This is a genomic window from Mycobacterium sp. Aquia_213, from assembly GCF_026625985.1.
Taxonomy (GTDB): Bacteria; Actinomycetota; Actinomycetes; order Mycobacteriales; family Mycobacteriaceae; genus Mycobacterium.
Genome location: NZ_CP113116.1, coordinates 3,865,922 through 3,891,333, shown reverse-complemented (window position 1 = coordinate 3,891,333; position 25,412 = coordinate 3,865,922). Strand labels below are relative to the sequence as shown.

Genomic DNA, 25,412 nt, shown 5'->3' with positions numbered 1-25,412 from the left:
TACTGTAAGGTAACCCGTTATGACGGCCCTCAACGACACTGAGCGCGCGGCCCAAAATTGGTCTGCTGTGCGCCCCGATCGTCCGGCACCGGAGCGCACCCAGCGTCCGTCCGAAACCTCTTCCGGGACCGCCACCACGCGCACTAGCAGGTATTACCCGACCTGGTTGCCCTCGCGTCGCTTCATCGCGGCCGTGATCGCCATCGGCGGTATGCAGCTGCTGGCAACGATGGACAGCACCGTCGCGATCGTCGCGCTTCCTAAGATTCAAAACGAGCTGAGCCTGTCTGACGCCGGCCGTAGCTGGGTGATCACCGCGTATGTGCTGACCTTTGGCGGGCTGATGCTGCTGGGCGGCCGCCTCGGCGACACCATCGGCCGCAAACGCACCTTCATCGTCGGCGTCACGCTGTTCACCATCTCCTCGGTGCTGTGCGCGGTGGCCTGGGATGAGGTGACGCTGGTGGTCGCCCGGCTCTTGCAGGGTGTCGGGTCGGCCATCGCATCGCCGACCGGTCTGGCCCTGGTCGCCACGACCTTCGCCAAGGGCCCGGCTCGCAACGCGGCCACGGCAGTCTTCGCCGCGATGACCGCGATCGGTTCGGTGATGGGCCTGGTCGTCGGTGGGGCGCTGACCGAATGGTCGTGGCGGCTCGCCTTCCTGGTCAACGTGCCGATCGGGCTGGTGATGATCTACCTGGCCCGCACCGCGCTGCGCGAGACCAACCGGGAGCGGATGAAGCTCGACGCCGCCGGGGCGATGCTGGCCACCTTGGCTTGCACCGCCGCGGTTTTCGCCTTCTCGATGGGCCCGGAAAAGGGCTGGCTGTCGGTGATCACCCTCGGTTCGGGTGTGGTGGCCGTGGCCGCCGCGATCGCGTTCGCCATCGTGGAGCGCACCGCCGAGAACCCCGTCGTGCCGTTCGAATTGTTCCGCGACCGCAACCGGCTGGTCACGTTCGCCGCGATCCTGCTGGCCGGTGGCGTGATGTTCAGCCTGACCGTCTGCATCGGCCTGTACGTCCAGGACATCCTGGGGTACAGCGCGCTGCGCGCGGGCGTCGGATTCATCCCGTTCGTCATCGCGATGGGAATCGGCCTCGGCATCTCCTCGCAGCTGGTGTCGCGGTTCTCGCCGCGGGTGCTGACCATCGGCGGCGGATGGCTGCTGCTGCTCGCCATGATCTACGGCTCGGCGTTCATGCACCGCGGCGTGCCTTACTTCCCGAACCTGGTGCTGCCGATCGTCGTCGGCGGAATCGGCATCGGCATGGTCGTCGTCCCGCTGACGCTCGCGGCGATCGCGGGCGTCGGTTTCGACCAGATCGGGCCGGTGTCGGCGATGACGCTGATGCTGCAAAGCCTGGGCGGCCCGCTGGTGCTGGCCGTCATCCAGGCCGTCATCACCTCGCGCACCTTGTACCTGGGCGGTACCACCGGCCCGGTGAAGTTCATGAACGACGCTCAGCTGACCGCGCTCGACCACGGCTACACCTACGGCCTGCTGTGGGTGGCCGGAACGGCCGTCATCGTCGGCCTTGCCGCCCTGTTCATCGGGTACACCCCGGAGCAGGTCGCGCACGCGCAAGAGGTCAAGGAAGCCATCGACGCCGGCGAGATCTAGCTCCCGGCGGGCCGTCGCCGGTCTGCCCGTTCCGCAAGTGATCGTGCTTTGAGCGGATATCACTGTGGCGGTTGCTGACTGTTTCGGCAATCTGCTTGGTGAAAGTATCGGGCGGTGTGGGCGCGCCTTGATCGCTATCCAGTCGTGCTATGAAGTGGGCTTAGTTCTGCCCATACGCCGCGGTTGTTGCGGCCACAGCGGCAATCAGAGCGTCGGCTTCTCGCAATCCCGCAGCGCTTTCTCGTGTATTAAGCGAACCCGCCAGATCCAAAAAGACTGCCGCAGCCGGAGTGGTGCCGTCCTCGAACGCATCCTCGATACTTACCGCCCGCAAGGTCACATTTCCTGAAGGATCCTCAACCAGCCCGAACTTGTCCTTCAAGGTTTCTACCTCCGACAGCGGCACGTAGCCGTCGAGGTGTCGCTCAGCCCCGGTAAGCCCCAACAGCCTTAGCTGTGCGTCGTTCAATGCCGCACCACCTGTGGGAACGACATACTCACCAAGGTCATCGAGCTGAGACTCCCGCGCGCGAAAACGCCTTACTCGGGCGCGGTGCATCGCAAGATACTCAAGGTCTTCAGCCGTGACCTTTCGAAGTCGGTGCATCAAACGTGTTCGCTCCGCCGCCGACAGCCAATCCGCATCTTTCCCCGACAAAACACTTAACGCCGCCCACGTGACCCTCTCCGACCACGGCCGTCCCGGGCGCCTGCGGGAGCGCGCTAACCGGTGCACTTCTGCGGCGTCAAGCACCAACGTCCTACCCACGTAACGCGGGCCCTGAATACGACCCTCAGCAGCCAACCGACGCACTTCACGTGTCGACACTCCCAGGATCTGGGATGCCGTATACGAGGTAATGTCAGTCATACATATATCGTCCTTTATCGGATGATATGTATCAATAAACCCATTTAGATACGGTGTAGAACTGGTCTAGAGCGGTTCTACGACTGCAGTACAAAGGGTCCGTTGCAATGTGCCTGGGCGATCTTGAAGCGCGTTCTCGCTGGTACCAGGTTTAGCCGCGAAACCCGCTGAGTCGGTCGCCGTGTGCCCGCGGGCGTGAAACCCGCCGCACGCTAGGCTGGCCCGCTGTGATCACCCGGATGTCCGAGCTGTTCCTGCGCACCCTGCGCGACGACCCCGCCGACGCCGAAGTGCCCAGCCACAAACTGCTGGTGCGGGCCGGATATATCCGCCAGGTTGCCCCCGGGCTGTACAGCTGGCTGCCGCTGGGGTTGCGGGTGCTGCGCAACATCGAACGTGTTGTGCGCGAGGAGATGAACGCGATCGGCGGGCAGGAGATTCTGTTCCCCGGGCTGCTACCGCGCGGGCCCTACGAGACGACCAATCGCTGGACCGAATACGGCGACGGGGTGTTCCGCGTGCAGGACCGCCGCGGCAACGACTACATGCTCGCTCCCACGCACGAAGAGTTCTTCACCCTGGCCGTCAAGGGCGAGTACAGCTCCTACAAGGACTTTCCGCTGACGCTCTTCCAAATCCAGATCAAGTACCGCGACGAGGCGCGGCCGCGGGCCGGCATCCTGCGGGCCCGGGAATTCGTCATGGGGGACTCCTACTCCTTCGACCTCGACGCGGCCGGGCTCAAGGCGGCCTACCACGCACACCGCGAGGCGTACCAGCGCATCTTCGACCGGCTGGCGGTCCGCTACGTCATCGTGTCGGCGGTGTCGGGCGCGATGGGCGGCAGCGCGTCGGAAGAGTTCCTGGCCGAGAGCCCGATCGGCGAGGACACCTTCGTCCGCTGCGCGGAATCCGGATACGCGGCCAACGTCGAAGCGGTGATCACCGCCCAGCCCGAGGCCAAGCCCGCGGAAGTCGTGGCTGGATTGCCCGAGGCCGTGGTGCACGACACCGGCGACACCCCGACCATCGCCACCCTGGTCGAGTGGGCCAACGGAGCCGGTCTGGGTCGCACCGTCACCGCGGCGGACACCCTCAAGAACGTCTTGGTCAAGGTCCGCCAGCCCGGCGGGGAGTGGGAGCTGCTGGCCATCGGGGTGCCCGGTGACCGGGAGGTCGACGACAAACGGCTGAGCGCCGCGCTGGAGCCGGCCGAATATGCGTTGCTCGGCGACGCGGACTTCGCCAAGTACCCGTTTCTGGTCAAGGGCTATATCGGCCCGAAGGCGTTGCAGGCCAACGAGGTTCGCTATCTCGTCGACCCACGTGTGGTGGACGGCACCAGCTGGATCACCGGAGCTGACGAGCCGGGCCGCCATGTGGTCGGCTTGGTGGCCGGACGTGACTTCACCGCCGACGGCACCATCGAGGCCGCCGAGGTGCGCGAAGGCGACCCGTCTCCGGACGGGGCCGGCCCGCTGGTCATGGCGCGCGGTATTGAGATCGGCCACATCTTCCAGTTGGGCCGCAAATACACCGATGCGTTCACCGCCGACGTGCTCGGCGAGGACGGCAAGCCGGTGCGACTGACGATGGGCTCCTACGGCATCGGGGTATCGCGCCTGGTCGCCGTCGTCGCCGAGCAGCAGCACGACGAGCTGGGTCTGCGCTGGCCGGCCTCGATCGCGCCGTTCGACGTGCACCTGGTGATCGCCAACAAAGACCCGCAGGCGCGCGAAGGGGCCACGGCGCTGGCCGCCGATCTGGACCGGCTGGGGCTCGAGGTGCTGCTGGATGACCGCACGGCTTCGCCCGGCGTCAAGTTCAAGGACGCCGAGCTGCTCGGGATGCCCTGGGTCGTCGTGGTCGGGCGGGGGTGGGCCGACGGCGTGGTGGAGCTGCGCGACCGCTTCGGCGGGCAGACTCGCGAGCTGGCGGCCGGGGCCTCGCTGGCCACCGACATCGTGGCGGCGCTTGCTGGATAGCGGCGACCCTCCCCCGCAAGCGGGAGGTGCCCCCATGCTCCCGGCTGCGCCGCGCTCGCGATCGCCGCGAGACCGGCTAGCCGGAGCTATTCGTTGCCGCCCGGGAAGCTGGTCGTGATCGGCCAGGCGCCCAGGATGCGGTTCCATCGGGCGCCCATCACCGCGCTCTGTGTCAGGGCCGTCGCGGCGAACGCACGGTCCTCGGCGGTCTCGGCGTGTTCGGTGACCGCGCGCCACGCCGTCGCACCGTCGCTTTCCATCCGCACCGCCAGGCGAGCCGCGTCGGCCGGACTACCCACCAGCAGTGGCAACTGATAGCCGGCGGCGGCAGGAGGCGGGGTGACTTTGCGGGCGGCCAGCATGGCGATCACGTCGTCGCGACGCTGACGATGCGTCAGCAGCGCCTCCACCACCAGGTTGTTGACGCTCGGCGGCGACAGCGCGGACACGATGCCGTAGCCGTAGATGGTCGAGTGCTCGACGGCCAGTGCATCGCAGAGCGCCGCATTGTCGGCGTCGTTGCCCGAGGTCATATCGACGGCCCTCCGGGTACCAGCGCAACCAGGTAGGACGCCGTGCACGACGCGGCGATCGAGGCGAGCAGTCCCGCGCGGTAGCCCGACTCGGAGGACACCAGGCGAGTGGCGTTGTCCGCCGAGGTGCGCAGTGCGTTGATCACGTCGGACACCGGGGGTGGCGGCGGCGGTGGCCCGGCGGGGGCGGCCGGGCTGGGGGTGGGGCTGGTCGTCTCGCTCGATGAGGCGGTGAGCTTGCCAGCCGCCCGGGCGATCTCGGTGGACAGCGCGCGGGCGTGCGCGGCGCGCTGGTTGGCGACCACCGACAGCGCGGCCGCGATCTGCGGCGCAACGCCGACGGCCGCGGCGGCGGCACCGGCAAGCGTGCTGTCGTGTCTAGCCTGGTCTAACGGACCCAGCAGCTGTTCGACCGCGGGGGGTTTCGGCGGGGACTCGCCACAGGCGGATACGACCACCCCGAGCGCGGCAAGCGCGGCACCCCCGGCGAGCACACCCCGCCTGTTGGTGACGGGTACAGCGCTAGGCACAGCAACATCCTGCCATTGGCCGCGTGCCGGGCCTGCTGCGGTGGACCTCGACCTACGCGATCACCTCGTCATACGCGATTCCTGGCGTATCGTTAGTAGCTGGTTCTCGCGGAACGGCAGCTATGCGTTCCACCGGGACGCCGGACGCCGCCCGAAGATGGCTGGGCGGCGACATCAGCTAGATGACCGGACAACTCAAGATGAGGAGCTCGCCGTGACCACCGGGCTACCGTCACAGACGCAGGTGATCGAGCTACTCGGTGGCGAGTTCGCGCGCGCTGGCTATGAAATCGAAGATGTGGTCATCGATCCCCGGGTGCGTCCGCCCCGAATCACGGTGATTGCCGATGGCGACACCGCCCTGGACCTGGACACCGTTGCGACCCTGTCACGGTCGGCGTCGGCTTTGCTGGACGGCCTGGACGGCCTGGACGGCATCGGCGACAGCTATGTTCTCGAGGTCAGCTCGCCCGGCGTGGACCGTCCGCTCACCACTGAGAAACACTTCCGCCGTGCGCGCGGCCGCAAGGTCGAGCTGGAGTTGTCGGACGGATCGCAATTGACCGGCCGGGTGGGTCAGACCGGTGCCGACGCGGTGGCGCTGGTGGTCCGCGACGGCCGCGACTGGGCAGTGCGTGACATCCCGCTCGCTCAGATCGCGAAAGCTGTTGTCCAGGTCGAGTTTTCGTCGCCATCGGCAGCCGAGCTGGATCTGGCGGGTGTGGGTGAGACCCGGAGAACGGAGGCCGGAGCATGAATATCGACATGGCGGCGTTGCACGCGATCGAGGTGGACCGGGGTATCTCGGTCAACGAGCTGCTCGAGACGATCAAGTCGGCGTTGCTGACCGCCTACCGCCACACCCAGGGCCACCAGAACGATGCGCGGATCGAGATCGACCGCAAGACCGGCGTCGTGAAGGTGATGGCCCGCGAGGTGGACGAGGACGGCAACGTCATCAGCGAATGGGACGACACCCCTGAGGGTTTCGGCCGCATCGCCGCGACCACCGCGCGCCAGGTGATGTTGCAGCGCTTCCGCGACGCGGAGAACGAGCGCACCTACGGCGAGTTCTCCACCCGCGAAGGCGAAATCGTCGCCGGCGTGATTCAGCGCGACAGCCGCGCGAACGCCCGCGGTCTGGTCGTCGTGCGGATGGGCAGCGAGACCAAAGCCTCCGAGGGCGTCATCCCGGCGGCCGAACAGGTCCCCGGCGAGAGTTACGAGCACGGCAACCGGGTGCGTTGCTATGTGGTCGGCGTGACGCGGGGTTCGCGTGAGCCGCTGATCACGTTGTCGCGCACCCACCCCAACCTGGTCCGCAAGTTGTTCTCGCTGGAGGTCCCCGAGATCGCCGACGGGTCGGTGGAGATCGTGGCCGTGGCGCGCGAGGCGGGGCACCGCTCCAAGATCGCCGTCGCGTCCCGGGTGCAGGGACTGAACGCCAAGGGCGCCTGCATCGGTCCGATGGGGCAGCGGGTCCGCAACGTGATGAGCGAGCTTTCCGGAGAGAAGATCGACATCATCGACTACGACGAGGACCCGGCCCGGTTCGTCGCCAACGCGTTGTCGCCGGCGAAGGTGGTTTCGGTGTCGGTCATCGACCAGACCGCCCGCGCCGCCCGCGTGGTGGTGCCCGACTTTCAGCTGTCCCTGGCCATCGGCAAGGAGGGGCAGAACGCGCGGCTGGCGGCCCGGCTCACCGGGTGGCGCATCGACATTCGCGGCGATTCGCCCGCCGGTGCCGCAGGGGAGGACCAGCCCGAACACGGTGCCAGCCACCCGATGGCCCACGACCACTAGCCCGACGTCACCGCTGCGCGTTTGAGTTTGGTGAAGCCGGTTTGTCGCGGTCGCGGCCGGGATCGGGCGCGCAGGTTACGGTGCGGTTGCGGGTGGTTCTGACCATCGGTTCCGTGACGCTAGACTGAGCCGTGATCCAGCGCAAGCCTTCGGCCTCGGCGCACAGACACATGGGTGGACCCGTGCGGACGTGTGTGGGGTGCCGGAAGCGAGAGTTGGCCGTCCGATTGCTCCGAGTGGTGGCGGTGTCTACCGGGAACGGCGAATATGCCGTGATCGTTGACACGGCGACTCGCCTGCCGGGGCGGGGTGCATGGCTGCATCCCGTACCGCGGTGCGTACACGAAGCGATTCGGCGGCGGGCTTTCACCAAAGCGCTGCGCATCGACCGTCCACCGGACACATCCGCGTTGGTCGAGCACTTAGGGGTGCCCGACTCGCCCGGCAACAGAACAGGTAGCGAAGAACATGAGCACACCGTGAAGTCCCGATGACCATGCGTCATAGCTAAACCCGAGGCGCGGCCCGCTGCTGTCGCCTCATAGACAGGAGATGTAGTGGCAGGTAAGGCCCGCGTACACGAGTTGGCTAAGGAACTCGGTGTCACCAGCAAGGAAGTTCTCGCCCGGCTGAATGATCAGGGCGAATTCGTTAAATCCGCGTCGTCGACCGTAGAGGCCCCGGTAGCTCGCCGGCTGCGCGAGTCGTTCGGCGGGAGCAAGCCCGCGGGCGGCGCCAAGAGCGCGCCGAAGAGCCCGGACCGCTCGCTCGACAAGGCCCTGGACAGGGCGATTCAAAAGCCCTCCGGCAATGGTGAGGCGAGCGCCGCACCCGCGAAGGCCGCTGACTCGGCCGTACCGGCTGCCCCCTCCGCCGCGCCTGCCCCGGCGGCTTCCGCGGCTTCGGGGACCGAAACGCCCGCAGCGCCGACGCCGGCGCCCAGACGGCCCGCGCCGGCACCCACGCGTCCCTCGGCCCCGGCCCCCGGACAGCCGAAACCGCCGGAACTCGGCGGTCAGGCGCCCAGCCAAGAGGCCCCGGCGCCCGGTGCGACGCCCGGCCCGCGGCCCGGACCGATCCCGAAGCCGGCGGCGCGCACCCCGCGCGTCGGCAACAACCCGTTCTCGTCGGCGCAGCCCGTCGACCGGCCCATTCCGCGTCCGCAGGCGCCGCGCCCGGGGGCTCCCCGACCCGGCGCACCGCGGCCTGGTGGTGCTTCGCCCGGCAGCATGCCGCCGCGTCCCGGTGGCAGTAGTGGCGGTGGCGGCTTCCAGCGATCGGGAGCACGTCCCGGTGGCGGCGGCCCCCGTCCCGGCGGTGGCCGTCCCGGTGGTCCCGGCGGCGGTCCCGGTGGCGGGTCCGGTGGCGGCGGTAACTACCGCGGCGGCGGCGGCGGTGGTGGTGGCGTCGGAGCCGCACCAGGCGCCGGCGGCGGTTTCCGCGGCCGTCCCGGTGGCGGTGGCCCCGGCGGTGGTGGTGGCGGCGGTGGCCGTCCCGGCCAGCGTGGCGGTGCGGCCGGTGCGTTCGGCCGTCCCGGCGGCGCGCCGCGGCGCGGTCGCAAGTCGAAGCGGGCGAAACGCGCTGAGTACGAGAACATGCAGGCGCCGGTCGTCGGTGGCGTGCGGTTGCCGCACGGCAACGGCGAGACCATCCGGCTGGCCCGCGGCGCATCGCTGAGCGACTTCGCCGACAAGATCAATGCCAATCCGGCCTCGTTGGTGCAGGCGCTGTTCAACCTCGGCGAGATGGTGACGGCCACCCAGTCGGTCGGTGACGAGACGCTCGAGCTGCTGGGCAGCGAGATGAACTACGTCGTCCAGGTCGTCAGTCCCGAGGACGAAGACCGTGAGCTGCTGGAGTCGTTCGACCTCACCTATGGCGAGGACGAGGGCGGCGAGGACGATCTGCAGACCCGTCCGCCGGTGGTGACCGTGATGGGTCACGTCGACCACGGTAAAACCCGGCTGCTGGACACCATCCGGAATGCCAGCGTCCGCGAGGGCGAGGCCGGTGGCATCACCCAGCACATCGGCGCCTATCAGGTCGGGGTCGACTTCGAGGGCAGCGAGCGGCTGATCACCTTCATCGACACCCCGGGTCACGAGGCGTTCACCGCCATGCGTGCCCGCGGTGCCAAGGCCACCGACATCGCGATCCTGGTGGTCGCCGCCGACGACGGCGTGATGCCGCAGACGGTGGAGGCGATCAACCACGCGCAGGCGGCCGACGTGCCGATTGTGGTGGCAGTCAACAAGATTGACAAGGAAGGTGCCGACCCGGCCAAGATCCGCGGCCAGCTCACCGAATATGGTTTGGTGGCAGAGGATTTCGGTGGCGACACGATGTTCGTCGACATCTCGGCCAAGCAGGGCACCAACATCGAGGCGCTCGAGGAGGCGGTGCTGTTGACCGCCGATGCAGCCCTGGACCTGCGGGCCAACCCCGACATGGAAGCCCAGGGTGTGGCGATCGAGGCGCACCTGGACCGCGGTCGAGGACCGGTGGCCACCGTGCTGATCCAGCGCGGCACGCTGCGGGTCGGTGACTCGATCGTCGCCGGCGACGCCTACGGCCGGGTCCGGCGGATGGTCGACGAGCACGGCGAGGACGTCCACGAGGCGCTGCCGTCGCGGCCGGTGCAGGTCATCGGTTTCACGTCGGTGCCCGGCGCCGGGGACAACCTGCTGGTCGTCGACGAGGACCGCATTGCCCGCCAGATCGCCGACCGGCGCAGCGCCCGCAAGCGCAACGCGCTGGCGGCCCGGTCCCGCAAGCGGATCAGCCTGGACGATCTGGATGCCGCGCTGAAGGAAACCAGCCAGCTGAACCTGATCCTCAAGGGCGACAACGCCGGTACCGTCGAGGCGCTGGAAGAGGCCCTGATGGGCATCGAGATCGACGACGAGGTGGAGCTGCGCGTCATCGACCGCGGTGTCGGTGGCATCACCGAGACCAACGTCAACCTGGCGTCGGCCTCGGATGCGGTGATCATCGGCTTCAACGTGCGTGCCGAAGGCAAGGCGACGGAGCTGGCGAACCGCGAAGGCGTGGACATCCGGTACTACTCGGTGATCTACCAGGCCATCGACGAGATCGAGAAGGCCCTGCGCGGCATGCTCAAGCCGATCTACGAGGAGAACCAGCTGGGCCGTGCCGAGATCCGGGCGATCTTCCGGTCCTCGAAGGTCGGTGTCATCGCCGGTTGCATCATCAGCTCGGGCATCGTGCGCCGCAACGCCAAGGCCCGATTGTTGCGCGACAACATCGTGGTCGCCGACAACTTGACGATCTCGTCGCTGCGCCGCGAGAAGGACGACGTGACCGAGGTTCGCGAGGGCTTCGAATGCGGTATGACGCTGACGTATTCCGACATCAAGGAAGGCGACATCATCGAGTCCTTCGAGCTCGTCGAGAAGGAGCGCGCCTGATGGCGGACCCGGCACGGGCGCGCCGGCTGGCCAAACGGATCAACACGATCGTCGCCTCGGCGATCGAATTCGAGATCAAGGATCCGGGCCTGGATGGGGTGACCATCGTTGACGCGAAGGTGACCGCCGACCTGCACGACGCGACGCTGTTCTACACCGTCATGGGAGCCACGCTCGACGACGAGCCCGACTACGAGGCGGCCGCGGCCGCGCTGGACCGGGCCAAGGGAACGTTGCGCACCATGGTCGGTGCGGGCACCGGCGTGCGCTTCACTCCCACGTTGACGTTCACCCGGGACACGACCACGGACACCGTGCAGCGGTTGGACGAGCTGCTGGCTCGTGCGCGCGCCGCCGACGAGGACGTGGCGCGGGTTCGGGTGGGAGCCAAGCCGGCCGGGGAGGCCGATCCATACCGTGAGAGCGGAGCGGCAGCGGGCGGGCACGACGCTGGGGACGCCGGTGACGACCATCGACCCGAAGACTGAACTGGCCCGCGTCCCGATCACGGGGTCGCGGGTAGATGCGGTCGGCGCCGCCGAGTTGCTTTCGGCCGCAACGACAATCGGGGTGATCTGCCACGTTCATCCCGACGCCGACACGATCGGCGCGGGATTGGCGTTGGCCACCGTGCTCGACAGAAGCGACAAACAGGTCGAGGTCAGCTTCGCCGCGCCGGCGACGCTGCCGGAGTCGCTGCGTTCGCTGCCCGGGTGCCAGCTGCTGGTGAGCCCCGACACGATGCGCCGCGATGTCGATTTGCTTGTGACGGTGGATGTTCCGAGCCGCAAGAGGCTCGGCGCACTCGGCGAACTGGCCGGCCCGGACCAGCCGCTGCTGGTGATCGATCACCACGCCTCCAACGAGATGTTCGGCACCGCCAACTTCGTCGACCCGTCGGCGGACTCCACGACGTTTTTGGTGGCCGAGCTGCTTGACGCCTGGGGCAAGCCGATCGACCGCGATGTCGCGCACTGCATCTACGCCGGGCTGACCACCGACACCGGCTCGTTCCGCTGGGCCAGCGCCCGCGCGTTCCGGCTGGCCGCCCGGCTGGTCGAGCTCGGTGTGGACAACGCCAAGATCAGCCGAACGCTGATGGACACCCACCCGTTCGGGTGGCTACCGTTGCTGTCCCGGGTGCTCGGCTCGGCGCAATTGGTGCCGGATGCGGTCGGGGGGCGCGGGCTGGTCTACGCGGTCGTCGACAACCAGGACTGGACCAACTCCCGTCCGGAGGAAGTCGAGAGCATCGTCGACATCGTGCGCACCACGCAGCAGGCCGAGGTGGCCGCGGTGTTCAAAGAGGTTGACCCGCAACAATGGTCGGTGTCGATGCGGGCCAAGGCCGATGTGGACCTGGCCGCGGTCGCGTCCGTGTTCGGTGGCGGTGGCCACCGGCTGGCCGCCGGCTATTCGACCGCCGGGTCGATCGACGATGTGGTGGCCTCGCTGCGCGCGGCGCTCGGTTAGGGCTGGGCTAGAACGCCCAGCTTCCCACGGTCTGCAGCACGAATCCGTGGTCCCCGCTGGTGGTATCCAGACAGGCGATCAGGTTGTCGGCGCCCACGGCGCAGGTGACGTTGAGGTAGGACAACTTCTGCCCGGCGGCCAATGCCTTACCGGCATACGGCAGTGCGGCCGGGCTGCCGCCGCAGCCGCCGTAGGACATCCGGCTCAGTGCGTAGCCGGGTCCCTTGAAATTCACCGAGCCCTCCACGCAGTCGCCCGGTTTCGGGTGGCCGCCGCCGGGAAAGAGAATGTCGTCTATTCCGGGCACTTCGCCATTGCACTTAATGTCCTGTGATGGTTGCGGGGCGGGCGCCGGCCCGCCATAGAAGTCGCACACCACCGAGTTCGGGGCCGAGAAACTTATCCGGGGTGAGCTGCCCGGCAGCGACGTCGTGAGATAGCCGTCGGCCGGAACCGCGGTGAATCCGTCGAGACTGGGAAAACGTGGCGGCGGCTGTGCCCACGCGTGCTGCCCGGATGCGATCGCCGACACGATGACCAGGGTCAGGATGCCAAGAACCCGCATCGTGAGGTCGACGATAATGCGCATCGATTCCTCCTGCCGTGCTCGCTGGGTTGGGTAGCTGTTTGGATCGTATTGGGTGTTGCTGCGGCTGGCGATAACCGGTGATTCAACCGGTCCCGGGCGTGGGGTTCACCCACAGGCCCATCGTGATCAAAAAGCAGCCCATCACGATCGCCAGCCCGAGCGCCGGCCACTTCCACATCAAGGTCCCGCGCAGGCCGGAAACGAGTGTTCCGCAGGCCGCCACCAGCAGCGCAATCCCCACTCCGGACACCATGATCAGCGCCCCGGTCCAGGTGCTGTGCACGACGCGGCTCACCTCGGCACTGTCGCAGTTGGCGCCGCAGGTGGCCAGTGTTGTCCCCAGCATTGCCGGGACGAATAGCAGCGCGCTCGCCGCCAGCTGGCCGAGAAACAGCAGCGCCGTCGCGACGATGTCGGCGGTGGACCGTCCGCGGGTCGGTTCGGGCATGCGTGGCGGGCGCCGTTACCGGACTTGCGCCCGACCGCGTTGCAGCACCGCTTCGCGATTGGCGGCGATGTCGTCGCCGCTGGTCCGAAATTGCCTGGCCGCCATGGCTTCCAGCCACAGGCCCTCGCTGGTCTGCGACTCATCGATGCGGTGATAGGAGGACAGCAATGCGCGTACCGCGTTCTGGTTGTTGCCGACGATCGAGGCGGCCACCTGACGTGCGGTCGCCAGCAGCCGGTCGTGTGGCACCACCTCGGTGGCCAGTCCGGCGCGCAGCGCATCGGCGGCCGACAGGTAATCGCCGGTCAGACTCATCCGCCGGGCCAGGCCGATGCCCACTTTCTGGGGCAGCCGCACGGACAGGCCCCAGGTCGGTAGCAGGCCCACCCGGGCATGCGTGTCGGCGAAGCGTGCCTGCTCCGACGCGATTACGACGTCGCAGTACAGCACCAGCTCCAGCCCGCCGGTGACCGCGGCTCCGTTGATCGCGCCGATCACCGGCTTGGTCATCGACGGCCACCGCGGCGAGATGTCGGGCAGGGCCGTCGAATCACCCAGCTCCTTGAGGTCCAGCCCCGCGCAGAACACCGGATCGGTCCCGGTGAGGATCACGACGTCGACGTCGTCATCGGTTTCGGCGTCGGTCAGCGCCCCGAAGAACCGATCCCGCAGCGCCGAGGACAGTGCATTGCGCGACTGCGGCCGGTTCAGGGTCAGGGTGCGCACCCGCTCGTCGGTGGTGATCAGCAGGATGTCGTCGCTCATGGCATCACCGTAGAGGGTCGCGCGCTGCGCCTATCGTTGAGGGATGTGCCGGAATATCACCGAACTGCGCGGGTTGCAGCCGTCGGCCACGGCTGAGGAGATCGCCGCGGCCGCGCGCCAGTATGTGCGCAAAGTCAGTGGCATCACGCGCCCGTCGGCAGCCAACGTCGAGGCGTTCGAGGCCGCGGTCGCCGAGGTCACGCAGACCACGACCCGCTTGCTGGAGTCCCTGCCGCCGCGCCGTCAGCCGCCCAAGACCGTGCCGCCGTTGCGCCGACCCGAGGTGGTCGCCCGCCTCGCCGCGACGAAATGACACTCACCGCAACGACGCCCGCACTCAAGGAGTGGAGCGCGGCCGTGCATGCACTGCTGCGCGGTCGCCAGTACGTGCTGTTGCGCAAGGGCGGCATCGGGGAGAAGCGGTTCGAGGTGGCAGCCGGTGAGTTCTTGCTGTTTCCGACCGTCGCGCACAGCCACACCGGCCGGGTCCGGCCCGAGCATCGCGACCTGCTGGCCGCGGCGGCGACCGACAGTACCGAGGATCGGCTGGTGATCCGTGCGGCAGCGAAAGTGGTTGCGGCACTGGCGGTTAACCGGCCGGAGCGGCTCGCGGAGATCGAGGACTTGCACATCTGGACCGCCGAGTCGGTGCGCGCCGACCGGCTCGATTTCCGGCCCAAACACAAGCTCGCCGCGCTGGTGGTGTCCGTGAGTCCGCTGATCGAGCCGATCCGCCTGACGCGCACGCCCGACTACGGGGGCTGCACCAGCTGGGTGCAGCTGTCGGCGCGCCCGGCGGTGGGGGCGCCGGTGCACGACGACGCCGCGCTAGCCGAGGTCGCTGCCAGGGTTCGCGACGCCGTTGGCTGACAGGTCGAGCGGACCGACCGGAAGCAGCAGCCGGGACCGCCCGTAGGCGATGGTGTGGGTGGCCGGTTTCGAATGCCGACCCGTCAGCGTCGGCTCGCCGGTGCCCAGGTTGCGCGCGTAACGCGGAAACCAGCTGCCGGTGATGAGCAGCCGGATGCGTGAGCCGGCGCGGAAGCGGTGCGCGATCGGGTCGAGTTCGATCTTGACGGTCTTGGCGTGCGCGCCCAGCCGCCGGTACGCGTCGCTGACGTTGCGCGACCGGCCCTTGGCGTCGACCTCGCTGACCCGGACGAACAGGTCGACATCCGGGTTATCCGAGCGGTGCGCCAGCTCGACGACCGGACTTCCGTACACGCACAGATCGTGCAGCAGGGTCGCGCTGTTGAAGGTCAGCACGTCGTCGCGCAGCGCGAGGCGGCTGTCGTCGCGGTAGCCGCCGGCCGGCGAAAGCAGCGGACCGCCGGTGGTCGGTGTCGGGTCGGCGGGGTCGTAGCGGAACGTCGCCGGCGGCAGCTTCGGCAGGTCGGTGGGCGACGTGTCGTCCAGGTAGCGGCCGGGCCTCAGGTACAGCGCGCGCTGCGAGGTGACGGGCGGCCAGTCGGGCAGGTGGCGCCAGCCCTGGCCGGTGACGCAGACGCGAACCCGGCTGGGGCGGCTCGGGGACATGCCCGCCAGGTGGGTGTCCAGCCAGTCCAGGGTCTCGCGCGCGCTGCTGGACAGGCCCTTGCTGAGCATCTGGGTGTGGGTCCAGGGGCCGACCGTGAGCGCGACGTCCACGCCGCGGCGGCGCAGGTGCGCATACTGCTGCATCGTCTGGCCCAGAAAGACGTCCTGCCAGCCGCCCATCAGCAAGACCGGCACCTGCACGCGGTCCAGCGCGGCGCCGCAGCGCATTGGCTCCCAGAACGCGTCATCCTGATCGCGGTGCGCTACCCAGGATTCGAACCACGGCGCCCCGGTGCCGAGCAGTGCGCGCGCCGACTCACCGAACGGCACCCCGGTGGCCGCCCGTGCGACCTTGCGCGGGGCCTGCAGCTGGCGGATCCCGGCCCGGAGGCGGCTGGCGTCCTCCTGGTGGGACACCATGTTGCTCCACCCGAGAAAGTCGATGGTGAACGAGCCGGTATCCCACACCGCGGCGTGGAAATCGTGCGGGCCCACGGCGACGACGGCCGCGGCCAGTTCCGGCGGCGGGTCCTGCAACAACGCCCACTGCGTGAAACCCAGATACGACAGGCCAATGGTGGCGAAGCGGCCGGTGAACCACGGCTGCTTGACCAGCCATGCGGCGGTGTCGGCGCCGTCGGCGGCCTCGTTGGCCATCGGCTCGAAAACACCCTCGGACCCGAACGTGCCGCGCACGCTCTGCACTACGACGTGGTAGCCCCGCGCGGCGTACGGCCGGGCGAACAACAGCGAGAACGGAAATCCCCGCCCGTAGGGTCCGCGCACCAGCACGGTGCCGGCCGGGCTGGACGTGGTCGGTGCGTAGTGATCGGCCACCAGCCGCATCCCGTCGCGCATCGGGACTTCGACTCGATTCACGGTGTAACCGGTGGTGGCCGGCCGCAGACCCAGCAGCCGGCTCGCGGCGTTGACGCCGGCCTGAGTCAGGCTGTGCAGCGCGGGTTCCCCGGAACGAGTCGACGTCGTACTCACGTCCATCAGGTTACGGCCGACCGGCATCGATACTTTGCTGCGACTCGAAAACGGTTCAGTCACAACAGATCGTGCCGACCCACGCGGGGCCGGGCTAGAACTTGTAGTACGGCGTGAGGTCGTTGGCCCGCTGCAGGTTGGTGGACGGGCAGTCCACCTCGGGGTTGGAGTACACCGTCGAGTAGAACAGCGCCTGCTGCAGGACCCCGTAGCTGGTCTTGAAGGCCACCATGCAGGAGAAGAACCAGTAGCTGTTGTGGTAGGTCGGCTTGAGCACCCAGTACGTTGCGGCGCGGTGTCCCTGGATGGTGGTCTCCAGGGCGTCCGGCGGCAGGGACTGCTCGTAAGTACGCCAGATGATCGGCTCGACGGCCAGCTGGTAGTTGCCCGCGTCGAACTGGCAGCGCAGCCCGTCCTGCGGCTCGGGCGGGGTGAACGCCAGCCCGAGGTGCTGCAAAGCGTCGAACGGGATGTCCCGGCACGGATCGAACGGGCTCGGGTCGGTGGTGGCGATGATCGGACTCTTCATCGTGGTTTCCAGCGGCTGTGCCGTAGACCGCAGATCGACGGCCTTGCCGCCGGTCGGGGCGGGCGACGCGCCTTGCAAGCCAACCGTGCCCGCAATGACCGCTGTCAGCACCGCACCGAGCGCCCCGACCAGGCGCACCTTGGAAAACATGACACCCCTGCCCTCGGCCATCCCTTTGCCGGGAGTGTACAAGTCACGTGCGCGAGGTCACAGCCAAACCTGAACTTGTTCTAACTGACAGGTTGTGACGGCCGAAAGTCGCAGCGGGACCGGGGGTCACCGCGCCGGATCGTTAGGCTGGTTACTTGTGGTTACGCGGGACGCGACTAACGGGGGACAGCCGACACTGTGGGCGGTCTCCGACTTGCACACGGGTCACATGGGCAATAAGCCGGTCACCGAATCGCTGCATCCGTCCTCGCCGGATGACTGGCTGATCGTCGCCGGCGACGTCGCCGAGCGCACCGACGAGATCCGCTGGGCCCTTGACCTGCTGCGACGCCGGTTCGCCAAGGTGATCTGGGTGCCGGGCAACCATGAGCTGTGGACCACCAATCGCGATCCGAATCAGGTCTTCGGCAAGGCGCGTTACGACTACCTGGTGAACATCTGCGACGAGATGGGCGTGGTCACGCCGGAACATCCCTTCCCGGTGTGGACCGAACGCGGCGGTCCGGCCACGATCGTGCCGATGTTCTTGCTGTACGACTACACCTTCTTGCCAGAGGGGGCGCGGAGCAAAGCCGAAGGCCTGGAAATCGCGCGCCGGAACAACATCGTGGCCACCGACGAATTCCTGCTCTCCTCGGAGCCGTACCCCACCCGCGACGCCTGGTGTCGCGAGCGGGTGGACATCACCCGGGCCCGCCTCGAACAGCTCGACTGGATGACGCCGACGGTCCTGGTGAACCATTTCCCGCTGGTGCGCGAGCCCTGCGACGCGTTGTTCTACCCGGAGTTCTCGCTGTGGTGCGGGACCACCAAGACCGCCGACTGGCACACCCGCTACAACGCCATCTGCTCGGTCTACGGCCACCTGCACATTCCGCGGACTACCTGGTACGACGACGTGCGCTTCGAGGAAGTCTCGGTCGGCTACCCGCGGGAGTGGCGGCGCCGCAAGCCCTACAGCTGGCTGCGCCAGGTGCTGCCGGACCCGCAGTACGCCCCGGGTTACCTCAACGACTTCGGCGGTCACTTCGTGATCACTCCCGAGATGAAGGCGCAGGCCGCGCAGTTCCGGGAAAAGTTGCGGCAGCGGCAATCGGGATGACCGCAGAGATGCTGGTGTCGTCGGTGTTGCCGGCGACCGTCGAAACGGCGCATTCGATGGCGTATTCGGAGGTGTACTCCGACCCGCCGGGCCTGGCCCCGTTGCCCGAAGAAGAGCCGTTGGTCGCCAAGTCGGTTGCCAAGCGGCGCAACGAATTCGTCACCGTCCGGTACTGCGCCCGGATCGCGCTGGGTGAGCTGGGTCTGCCGCCGGTGCCAATCCTCAAGGGCGACAAGGGCGAACCCTGCTGGCCCGACGGCGTGGTCGGCAGCCTCACCCACTGCACGGGGTATCGCGGTGCGGTGGTGGGGCGCAGTGCCGCGGTGCGCTCGGTGGGCATCGACGCCGAACCGCACGACGTGCTGCCCAACGGCGTGCTGGATGCGATCAGCCTGCCGGCCGAGCGCACCGAAATTCCCCAGGCCATGCCGGACGGTCTGCATTGGGATCGAATCCTGTTCTGCGCCAAGGAAGCAACGTATAAGGCGTGGTACCCCCTGACCAAGAGATGGCTGGGTTTCGAAGACGCCCACATCAGTTTCGAGGCCGACGGCCCGGCCGGCGGCACGTTCGTCTCGCAGATCTTGATCGATCCGGAGGCGCTGTCGGGTCCGCCGCTGACCGCGCTGCGCGGCCGCTGGTCGGTCGACCGCGAACTCGTGCTCACCGCGATCGTCCTATGACCGAAAGCCCCACCGGCCCAGGCATCGTCATTGTCGACAAGCCGGCCGGAATGACCAGCCACGACGTGGTGGGGCGCTGCCGACGAATCTTCTCCACCCGCCGGGTGGGCCACGCGGGCACACTGGACCCGATGGCCACCGGCGTACTGGTGATCGGGGTCGAGCGCGCCACCAAGATCCTCGGCCTGTTGACGGCGTCCTCGAAGTCGTATGCAGCCACCATCCGCCTGGGCCAGACCACCTCTACCGAGGATGCCGAAGGTGAACTGCTGCAAAGCATCTCGGCCGAACACGTGACAGACGAGGCGATCGCCACCGCGGTCGCCGGGTTCCGCGGCGATATCGAGCAGGTGCCGTCGGCGGTCAGCGCGATCAAGGTCGGCGGCCGGCGCGCGTATCAATTGGTCCGCGAGGGCCAGGCCGTCGAACTGAAGGCCCGCCCGGTACGCATCGACCGGTTCGAGGTGTCGGCGACCCGGCGGTCCGGCGACGTCATCGACCTCGACGTCGATGTCGACTGCTCGTCGGGAACCTACATCCGCGCGCTGGCCCGCGACCTCGGGTCCGCGCTCGGGGTGGGCGGGCATCTGACGTCGTTGCGGCGCACCCGCGTCGGGTCCTTCGAGCTGGACCAGGCGCGCACGCTCGACGAACTCGCCGAGGGGCCGCGGCTGAGCTGGACGCTGGACGACGCGTGCCTGCTGGTGTTCCCGCGCCGCGTCCTGACCCCCGAGGAAGCCGAGGCGGCCAGCCACGGGCGGTCCTTGTCGCCGGCCGGCATCGACGGTGTGTATGCCGCCAGCGACGACGACGGCCGGGTCATCGCGCTGCTGCGCGACGAGGGTTCGCGGACCAAGTCCGTCGTGGTGATTCGTCCCGCGACGCTCTAGCGGGTCAGAGTCGGCCGAGCAGTTCGGCCTTTTTCGTGCTGAACTCCTCGTCGGAGAGGATGCCGCGCTGGTGCAACCCGGCGAGCGATTCGATGGCCGCGACGATGGTCGCGGGATCCTCGGACCCGGCGGAGGGGGGCTTGGCCGGCGGTGCCTCCGGTGCGGACCGCGGCATCTCGGGAACGAACTGTGGCGGCGGGCCGGATTGCTGCTGCGACTGGTATTGCGGCGGGTGCGCTGCGGCTTGGGCCGCGGCCGGGGGTGGCGTCGCGCCCGAACTGTGCGCCGCCTGCTGCACACCCAGGTCCCGCAAGCTGGACACCCCGAAGGTGCCCAGCTGGCTGGTGAAGATCACCGAGCCGTACCCGCCGCCCTGCTGCTGTTGCACGCCACCGATGTGGTGCTCACCGGTATCGAAAACCCTTGTGACACCGCCGATCTGGATCGCCAGCCGCCGACTGCCGGGGAAGAACGCGTAGCGCACGTCGTTCTGTCCGCCCGCGGAGCTGGGGACGCCGAGATCGGCGGGCCACCAGTTGTTCGAACCGAACAGCCCCGCCTCGGCGTGCGCGGTCGAGGGTGGAAATACCGCGGTGGTGGCAAGCAGCTGAGCCAATTCGTTGCACAGGGCGTCGACGCGGGCCTTGAGTGCGTTGTCGAACATGTCGCCGACCATCGTCATGCCGCCGCGCATCCATTGCCCGCCGCCGCCGAGCTCGGGAATGGAGAACTGGGCCATGGTGCCGCCACCGGCGCGCAGCGCAACCAGCATGGACAACACCGCTTCTTGAGAGAGCCCGTGGCGCTGGGCGATGTCCGCGATGGCGTGGGCGGCGTCCGGGGTAACCGTTGCCTTCATAGTCATGAGTCTTTCGTTGTGGGTCTTCATCCGAGCCTACGCAGGCGGGGCGGTAATGAGCAGGGGACGACCGCGACGCTCTAGCGGGTCCCGGCCGAGCGGTTGGTTGGGCCGCGTTGCACACTGGGATGACTAGGCGGCCTACCGTTCGGAAGGGGCATAAATGTCCAGCAAGATGTCCAACAAGGTTTATGTCATCGGCGTCGGCATGACGAAGTTCGAGAAGCCGGGCCGCCGCGAGGGCTGGGACTACCCGGACATGGCGCGGGAGTCGGGGACCAACGCGCTGACAGACGCGGGCATCGACTACAGCGAGATCGAGCAGGGCTACGTCGGCTACGTCTACGGTGAGTCGACCGCGGGGCAGCGCGCACTCTACGAACTGGGCCTGACCGGCATCCCGATCGTCAACGTCAACAACAACTGTTCGACCGGCTCCACCGCGTTGTTCATGGCGGCACAGGCGATTCGCGGCGGATTGGCCGACTGCACGATCGCGCTGGGGTTCGAGAAGATGAAGCCCGGATCGCTGGCGACGACCTACGAAGACCGCACCAACCCGATGGACAAGCACGTCAAGGCGATGGCCGAGATCAGCGAGTTCGCCTTCCCGGCGGCGCCGTGGATGTTCGGCGCGGCTGGGCGCGAGCACATGAAGCAGTACGGCAGCACCGCCGAGCACTTCGCCAAGATCGGCTACAAGAACCACAAGCATTCGGTGAACAACCCGTTCGCGCAGTTCCAGGACGAGTACACCCTCGACGACATCCTGGGCGCGAAGATGATCTACGACCCGCTGACCAAGCTGCAGTGCTCGCCGACGTCGGACGGTTCGGGTGCGGCGATCCTGGCCTCGGAGGGATTCGTCGACCGCCACGGACTGGCCGGCCAGGCGGTGGAGATCGTCGGACAGGCCATGACGACCGACTTCAAGTCCACCTTCGACGGCAGCGCCAAGGGACTCATCGGTTACGACATGAATGTGCAAGCGGCGCAACGAGTTTACGACCAGTCCGGTCTGGGCCCGGAGGACTTCCAGGTGATCGAGTTGCACGACTGCTTCTCGGCCAACGAGCTGCTGCTCTATGAAGCCCTCGGTCTGTGCGGCGAGGGTGAGGCGGCCAAGCTGATCGACAACGGCGACACCACCTACGGCGGACGCTGGGTGGTCAACCCGTCCGGTGGCCTGATCTCCAAGGGTCACCCGCTGGGTGCGACCGGGCTGGCGCAGTGCGCCGAACTGAACTGGCAGCTGCGCGGCCTGGCCGACAAGCGTCAGGTCGACAACGTCAGCGCCGCACTGCAACACAACATCGGGCTGGGTGGCGCCGCGGTCGTCACCGCGTACCAGCGGGCCGAGCGCTGAGCGCTAAGCGGCCGGGGGGAGTGCAATGATCGAGTGGTCCGACACCGACGTGATGATGCGGGATGCCGTTCGTCAGTTCGTGGACAAGGAAATCCGCCCTCATCTGGACGAACTGGAAACCGGTGCGCTGTCGCCGTATCCGATCGCGCGGAAGTTTTTCAGCCAGTTCGGCCTCGACGCCATGGCCGCCGAGTCGGTCAAGAAGATGCTGGACCGCGAGCGTGCCAAGGCCAGCGGTGAACCCAGGGGCGAAAAGCGGGACAGCGCAGACGATTCGGGCGGCATGGGCGGCCAGCAATCCATGGTCGCGGTGCTGGTTTCCGAAATCGCGCGGGTCAGTATCGGATTGCTGAGCACCGCATCGGTCAGCCTCGGCCTGGGCGCGGCGACCATCATGAGCCGCGGCACGCTGGCCCAGAAAGAGCGCTGGCTGCCCGAGCTGATGACGCTGGAAAAGATTGCGGCGTGGGCGATTACCGAGCCGGACTCCGGTTCGGATGCGTTCGGCGGCATGAAGACCTACGTCAAGCGCGACGGACAGGACTACATCCTCAACGGGCAGAAGACCTTCATCACCAACGGGCCCTACGCCGACGTGCTGGTCGTCTACGCGAAGCTGGACGAGGGCGATGCGTCTCCGGATGGCAAGGTGGACAAACGCAACCGGCCGGTGCTGGTGTTCGTGCTCGACGCGGGGATGGAAGGCCTGACGCAGGGCAAGCCGTTCAAGAAGATGGGCATGATGTCGTCGCCAACCGGCGAGCTGTTCTTCGACAACGTGCGGCTGAGCCCGGACCGGCTGCTCGGCGAAAACGAGCAGCACGCCAGCGGGGACGGACGCGAAAGCGCCCGCGACAATTTCGCCGCCGAGCGGATCGGGATCGCGATGATGGCGCTGGGCATCATCGACGAATGTCACCGGCTCTGTGTGGATTACGCGAAGACCCGCACGCTGTGGGGCAAGAACATCGGGCAGTTCCAGCTGATCCAGCTGAAGCTGGCCAAGATGGAAGTCGCCCGGATGAACGTGCAGAACATGGTGTTCATGACCATCGAACGCCAGCAGGCCGGCAAGCCGCTGACGCTGGCCGAGGCGTCGGCCGTCAAGCTGTACTCCTCAGAGACGGCCACCGAGGTGGCGATGGAGGCCGTGCAGTTGTTCGGCGGCAACGGCTACATGGCCGAGTACCGGGTCGAGCAGCTGGCCCGCGATGCGAAGTCGCTGATGATCTACGCCGGCAGCAACGAGGTGCAGGTCACCCACATCGCCAAGGGTCTGCTGGCGGACTGAAGGCTAGGCGACGACCCAGATTGCCCGGGCGGCCGGACTGCCCAGGTCGACGGTGATCTCGGCGCCGTCGGCCGCTTCGATCGCGACCGAGATCATGCCGGCGAATTCACGTCGGGTCACCACCCGCAGCCGCGAGTCGAGGTTGATCCCGACGCTGTCGAAATACCGGAGCATCTCCGGGTCCTTGTCGGAGATGCGGGCGACCGTCGCGGTTTCGCCCTCGCCGCACGCCCACAGCTGTCGCGCCGGCGGGGTGGGCACCTGGCCGTCGGACGCCGGGATGGGGTCGCCGTGCGGGTCGCGCTGCGGGAATCCCAGCTTGGCGTCGATGCGGTTCACCAGCCGATCCGATACCGCGTGCTCGAGCACCTCGGCCTCGTCGTGCACCTCGTCCCAGCCGTATCCGAGCTCGTTGACCAGGAAGGTCTCCAGCAGCCGGTGCCGGCGCACCACCCCCAGCGCCGCACGCCGGCCGGCGTCGGTCAGGGTCACCGCGCCGTACTTCGCGTGGTGGACCAGCCCCTGCTCGGCGAGTTTGCGGATCGACTCCGAGGCCGTGCTGGCCGACACCCCGATCCGGTCGGCCAGCATCTTGGTGCTCACCTTTTCCACGGACCACTCTTGGGCATTCCAGATGACCTTGAGATAGTCCTGGCCGACCGCGGTGAGACCGCCAGCCTCTTCGTCAGCCCTCACAACCGAAAAGTTTAGGCAATCTACGTCTGGTGTGGCGTGCTGACCGGCACAGTCGGCGTCGATATCGCGAAACGCGCACGCCGGTGCTGCGGAATCGGGATCCTACGGCGCGTCGGGTCGGTGTGCACCGTAGGCTTGCGGTCGTGCAGCGGTGGCGCGGCCAAGATGAGATCCCCACTGACTGGGGCCGATGCGTGCTCACGATCGGGGTGTTCGACGGCGTGCACCGCGGTCATGCCGAATTGATTGCGCACGCAGTGAAAGCCGGGCGGGCACGCAACGTGCCGGCGGTGCTGATGACGTTCGATCCGCATCCGATGGAAGTGGTCTATCCGGGCAGCCACCCGGCGCAGCTGACCACCCTGACCCGGCGTGCCGAGCTCGTCGAGGAATTGGGTGTCGACGTCTTCCTGGTGATGCCGTTCACCACGGATTTCATGAAACTCACGCCGGAGCGCTACGTCCACGAGCTGCTGGTGGAGAACCTGCACGTCGTCGAGGTCGTGGTGGGGGAGAACTTCACCTTCGGCAAGAAGGCGCTGGGCAACGTTGGCACCCTGCGGAAGGCCGGTGAGCGGTTCGGGTTCGCGGTGGAGTCGATGTCACTGCTGTCCGAGCACCTCAGCAACGAGACCGTGACGTTCTCGTCGACCTATATCCGCTCCTGCGTGGACGCCGGCGACATGGTGGCGGCCACCGAGGCACTGGGCCGCCCGCACCGCGTCGAAGGCGTCGTGGTCCGCGGTCACGGGCGGGGGGCCGAATTGGGCTTTCCCACCGCGAACGTAGCGCCGCCGATGTACTCGGCGATCCCGGCCGACGGCGTCTATGCCGCCTGGTTCACCGTGCTCGGGCACGGGCCGGTGACGGGAACCGTCGTCCCTGGCGAGCGCTATCAGGCCGCCGTCTCCGTCGGCACCAATCCGACGTTCTCCGGACGCACCCGCACCGTCGAAGCGTTCGTCCTCGATACCACTGCCGACCTGTACGGGCAGCATGTCGCCCTGGACTTCGTCGCCCGCATCCGCGGACAGCACAGGTTCGATTCGGTGAAGGAACTGGTGGAGGCGATCGCCGCCGACACCGACCGGACCCGCAACCTGCTCTCCGACTGAGCGCGCGCGGGCGGCGCCGTCGCGCCCAGCCGGATCTTTCAGCCGACGTAATCAAGTGGTCACTTGGTTTTCTTAAGTCTGTCGGATTATTTACTAAGTGATCACTTGGGTTCCGTGTTAGTTTCGCTGCAC

Annotated in this window: 26 protein-coding genes; 16 read left to right on the top strand and 10 right to left on the bottom strand. The window is 67.8% G+C overall.

What is annotated here, in order from left to right; genetic code table 11:
• Nucleotides 1–19: 19 nt before the first annotated feature.
• Nucleotides 20–1,624 (top strand): MFS transporter, encoded by a 1,605-nt coding sequence (locus LMQ14_RS18165; protein ID WP_267730927.1) that lies wholly within the window; start codon nucleotides 20–22, stop codon nucleotides 1,622–1,624.
• 160 nt (nucleotides 1,625–1,784) lie between these two features.
• Here LMQ14_RS18165 and LMQ14_RS18160 read toward each other — a convergent pair whose 3' ends face one another.
• The gene (locus tag LMQ14_RS18160; RefSeq protein ID WP_267730926.1) at nucleotides 1,785–2,093 is read right to left on the bottom strand and encodes a hypothetical protein; all 309 of its coding nucleotides are present in this window, start codon (nucleotides 2,091–2,093) and stop codon (nucleotides 1,785–1,787) included.
• Nucleotides 2,094–2,722: 629 nt separating this feature from the next.
• Between LMQ14_RS18160 and LMQ14_RS18155 the strand changes: the two genes are divergently transcribed.
• Complete coding sequence (locus LMQ14_RS18155) at nucleotides 2,723–4,480, top strand: proline--tRNA ligase (RefSeq protein ID WP_267730925.1); 1,758 nt, start codon at nucleotides 2,723–2,725, stop codon at nucleotides 4,478–4,480.
• Between the two features lie 86 nt (nucleotides 4,481–4,566).
• Here LMQ14_RS18155 and LMQ14_RS18150 read toward each other — a convergent pair whose 3' ends face one another.
• Entirely contained in the window at nucleotides 4,567–5,013 is a 447-nt protein-coding gene (locus LMQ14_RS18150; RefSeq protein WP_267730924.1) for a ferritin-like domain-containing protein, read from the bottom strand.
• The gene (locus tag LMQ14_RS18145) at nucleotides 5,010–5,543 is read right to left on the bottom strand and encodes a hypothetical protein (protein WP_267730923.1); all 534 of its coding nucleotides are present in this window, start codon (nucleotides 5,541–5,543) and stop codon (nucleotides 5,010–5,012) included. The genes LMQ14_RS18150 and LMQ14_RS18145 overlap by 4 nt, the downstream gene beginning before the upstream one ends.
• 214 nt (nucleotides 5,544–5,757) lie before the next feature.
• Between LMQ14_RS18145 and rimP the strand changes: the two genes are divergently transcribed.
• From rimP to LMQ14_RS18115, 6 genes are all read left to right on the top strand, one after another.
• Complete coding sequence (gene rimP / locus LMQ14_RS18140; RefSeq protein ID WP_267730922.1) at nucleotides 5,758–6,300, top strand: ribosome maturation factor RimP; 543 nt, start codon at nucleotides 5,758–5,760, stop codon at nucleotides 6,298–6,300.
• Nucleotides 6,297–7,346 (top strand): transcription termination factor NusA, encoded by a 1,050-nt coding sequence (nusA, locus tag LMQ14_RS18135; protein WP_267730921.1) that lies wholly within the window; start codon nucleotides 6,297–6,299, stop codon nucleotides 7,344–7,346. Before rimP ends, nusA begins: the two co-directional genes overlap by 4 nt.
• Nucleotides 7,347–7,516: 170 nt before the next feature.
• Nucleotides 7,517–7,840 (top strand): YlxR family protein, encoded by a 324-nt coding sequence (locus LMQ14_RS18130; RefSeq protein WP_420714538.1) that lies wholly within the window; start codon nucleotides 7,517–7,519, stop codon nucleotides 7,838–7,840.
• A gap of 63 nt (nucleotides 7,841–7,903) precedes the next feature.
• Nucleotides 7,904–10,774, top strand: a complete 2,871-nt coding sequence (gene infB, locus LMQ14_RS18125; RefSeq protein WP_267730919.1) for a translation initiation factor IF-2 — start codon at nucleotides 7,904–7,906, stop codon at nucleotides 10,772–10,774.
• Complete coding sequence (gene rbfA / locus LMQ14_RS18120; RefSeq protein WP_267730918.1) at nucleotides 10,774–11,262, top strand: 30S ribosome-binding factor RbfA; 489 nt, start codon at nucleotides 10,774–10,776, stop codon at nucleotides 11,260–11,262. The genes infB and rbfA overlap by 1 nt, the downstream gene beginning before the upstream one ends.
• Nucleotides 11,237–12,247: a DHH family phosphoesterase gene (locus tag LMQ14_RS18115; protein ID WP_267730917.1), complete on the top strand. Its 1,011-nt coding sequence runs from the start codon at nucleotides 11,237–11,239 to the stop codon at nucleotides 12,245–12,247. The genes rbfA and LMQ14_RS18115 overlap by 26 nt, the downstream gene beginning before the upstream one ends.
• 7 nt (nucleotides 12,248–12,254) lie before the next feature.
• On the opposite strand, the gene LMQ14_RS18110 is transcribed toward LMQ14_RS18115, so the two are convergent.
• The 3 genes from LMQ14_RS18110 to LMQ14_RS18100 all read right to left on the bottom strand — a co-directional run bounded on the left by LMQ14_RS18110 (nucleotide 12,255) and on the right by LMQ14_RS18100 (nucleotide 14,049).
• A complete protein-coding gene (locus tag LMQ14_RS18110) occupies nucleotides 12,255–12,836 on the bottom strand; it encodes a hypothetical protein (protein WP_267730916.1) in 582 nt (193 codons plus the stop codon).
• An 82-nt stretch (nucleotides 12,837–12,918) separates the two neighbouring features.
• Nucleotides 12,919–13,284 (bottom strand): hypothetical protein, encoded by a 366-nt coding sequence (locus LMQ14_RS18105; RefSeq protein ID WP_267730915.1) that lies wholly within the window; start codon nucleotides 13,282–13,284, stop codon nucleotides 12,919–12,921.
• A 15-nt stretch (nucleotides 13,285–13,299) separates the two neighbouring features.
• Nucleotides 13,300–14,049 carry an enoyl-CoA hydratase gene (locus LMQ14_RS18100; protein WP_267730914.1) on the bottom strand — a complete coding sequence of 250 codons (750 nt, stop codon included), beginning with the start codon at nucleotides 14,047–14,049 and terminating at the stop codon, nucleotides 13,300–13,302.
• Between the two features lie 43 nt (nucleotides 14,050–14,092).
• Here LMQ14_RS18100 and LMQ14_RS18095 point away from each other — a divergent pair, with 43 nt between their 5' ends.
• The gene (locus tag LMQ14_RS18095) at nucleotides 14,093–14,362 is read left to right on the top strand and encodes a DUF2277 domain-containing protein (RefSeq protein WP_096286228.1); all 270 of its coding nucleotides are present in this window, start codon (nucleotides 14,093–14,095) and stop codon (nucleotides 14,360–14,362) included.
• Nucleotides 14,359–14,919: a DUF1802 family protein gene (locus tag LMQ14_RS18090; RefSeq protein ID WP_267730913.1), complete on the top strand. Its 561-nt coding sequence runs from the start codon at nucleotides 14,359–14,361 to the stop codon at nucleotides 14,917–14,919. The genes LMQ14_RS18095 and LMQ14_RS18090 overlap by 4 nt, the downstream gene beginning before the upstream one ends.
• Here the strand turns inward: LMQ14_RS18090 and LMQ14_RS18085 are convergent.
• Nucleotides 14,878–16,578 (bottom strand): CocE/NonD family hydrolase, encoded by a 1,701-nt coding sequence (locus LMQ14_RS18085; RefSeq protein WP_267730912.1) that lies wholly within the window; start codon nucleotides 16,576–16,578, stop codon nucleotides 14,878–14,880. The two genes, LMQ14_RS18090 and LMQ14_RS18085, sit on opposite strands and share 42 nt — an antisense overlap.
• Nucleotides 16,579–16,672: 94 nt before the next feature.
• The gene (locus tag LMQ14_RS18080) at nucleotides 16,673–17,257 is read right to left on the bottom strand and encodes a DUF3558 domain-containing protein (RefSeq protein ID WP_267735578.1); all 585 of its coding nucleotides are present in this window, start codon (nucleotides 17,255–17,257) and stop codon (nucleotides 16,673–16,675) included.
• 229 nt (nucleotides 17,258–17,486) lie between these two features.
• On the opposite strand from LMQ14_RS18080, the gene LMQ14_RS18075 reads away from it, so the two are divergent.
• Genes LMQ14_RS18075 through truB form a run of 3 tightly spaced genes read left to right on the top strand, consistent with a single transcriptional unit; the run spans nucleotide 17,487 to nucleotide 19,953 of the window.
• A complete protein-coding gene (locus LMQ14_RS18075) occupies nucleotides 17,487–18,380 on the top strand; it encodes a metallophosphoesterase family protein (protein ID WP_267730911.1) in 894 nt (297 codons plus the stop codon).
• Nucleotides 18,377–19,063, top strand: a complete 687-nt coding sequence (locus LMQ14_RS18070; protein WP_267730910.1) for a 4'-phosphopantetheinyl transferase family protein — start codon at nucleotides 18,377–18,379, stop codon at nucleotides 19,061–19,063. The genes LMQ14_RS18075 and LMQ14_RS18070 overlap by 4 nt, the downstream gene beginning before the upstream one ends.
• Nucleotides 19,060–19,953 (top strand): tRNA pseudouridine(55) synthase TruB, encoded by an 894-nt coding sequence (gene truB / locus LMQ14_RS18065; protein ID WP_267730909.1) that lies wholly within the window; start codon nucleotides 19,060–19,062, stop codon nucleotides 19,951–19,953. The genes LMQ14_RS18070 and truB overlap by 4 nt, the downstream gene beginning before the upstream one ends.
• A 4-nt stretch (nucleotides 19,954–19,957) precedes the next feature.
• Here the strand turns inward: truB and LMQ14_RS18060 are convergent, their stop codons facing one another.
• Nucleotides 19,958–20,812, bottom strand: coding sequence for an SHOCT domain-containing protein (locus tag LMQ14_RS18060; protein WP_267730908.1), 855 nt, complete (start codon nucleotides 20,810–20,812; stop codon nucleotides 19,958–19,960).
• A 175-nt stretch (nucleotides 20,813–20,987) separates the two neighbouring features.
• Here LMQ14_RS18060 and LMQ14_RS18055 point away from each other — a divergent pair, with 175 nt between their 5' ends.
• Nucleotides 20,988–22,178: a lipid-transfer protein gene (locus LMQ14_RS18055; protein WP_420714694.1), complete on the top strand. Its 1,191-nt coding sequence runs from the start codon at nucleotides 20,988–20,990 to the stop codon at nucleotides 22,176–22,178.
• A gap of 25 nt (nucleotides 22,179–22,203) precedes the next feature.
• Entirely contained in the window at nucleotides 22,204–23,469 is a 1,266-nt protein-coding gene (locus LMQ14_RS18050; protein ID WP_267730906.1) for an acyl-CoA dehydrogenase family protein, read from the top strand.
• Nucleotides 23,470–23,472: 3 nt separating this feature from the next.
• On the opposite strand, the gene mntR is transcribed toward LMQ14_RS18050, so the two are convergent.
• Nucleotides 23,473–24,165: a manganese-binding transcriptional regulator MntR gene (mntR, locus tag LMQ14_RS18045; RefSeq protein ID WP_267730905.1), complete on the bottom strand. Its 693-nt coding sequence runs from the start codon at nucleotides 24,163–24,165 to the stop codon at nucleotides 23,473–23,475.
• A gap of 143 nt (nucleotides 24,166–24,308) precedes the next feature.
• Between mntR and LMQ14_RS18040 the strand changes: the two genes are divergently transcribed.
• On the top strand, nucleotides 24,309–25,280 hold the full coding sequence (locus tag LMQ14_RS18040; protein WP_267730904.1) for a bifunctional riboflavin kinase/FAD synthetase: 972 nt from the start codon (nucleotides 24,309–24,311) through the stop codon (nucleotides 25,278–25,280).
• Nucleotides 25,281–25,412 lie beyond the last annotated feature (132 nt).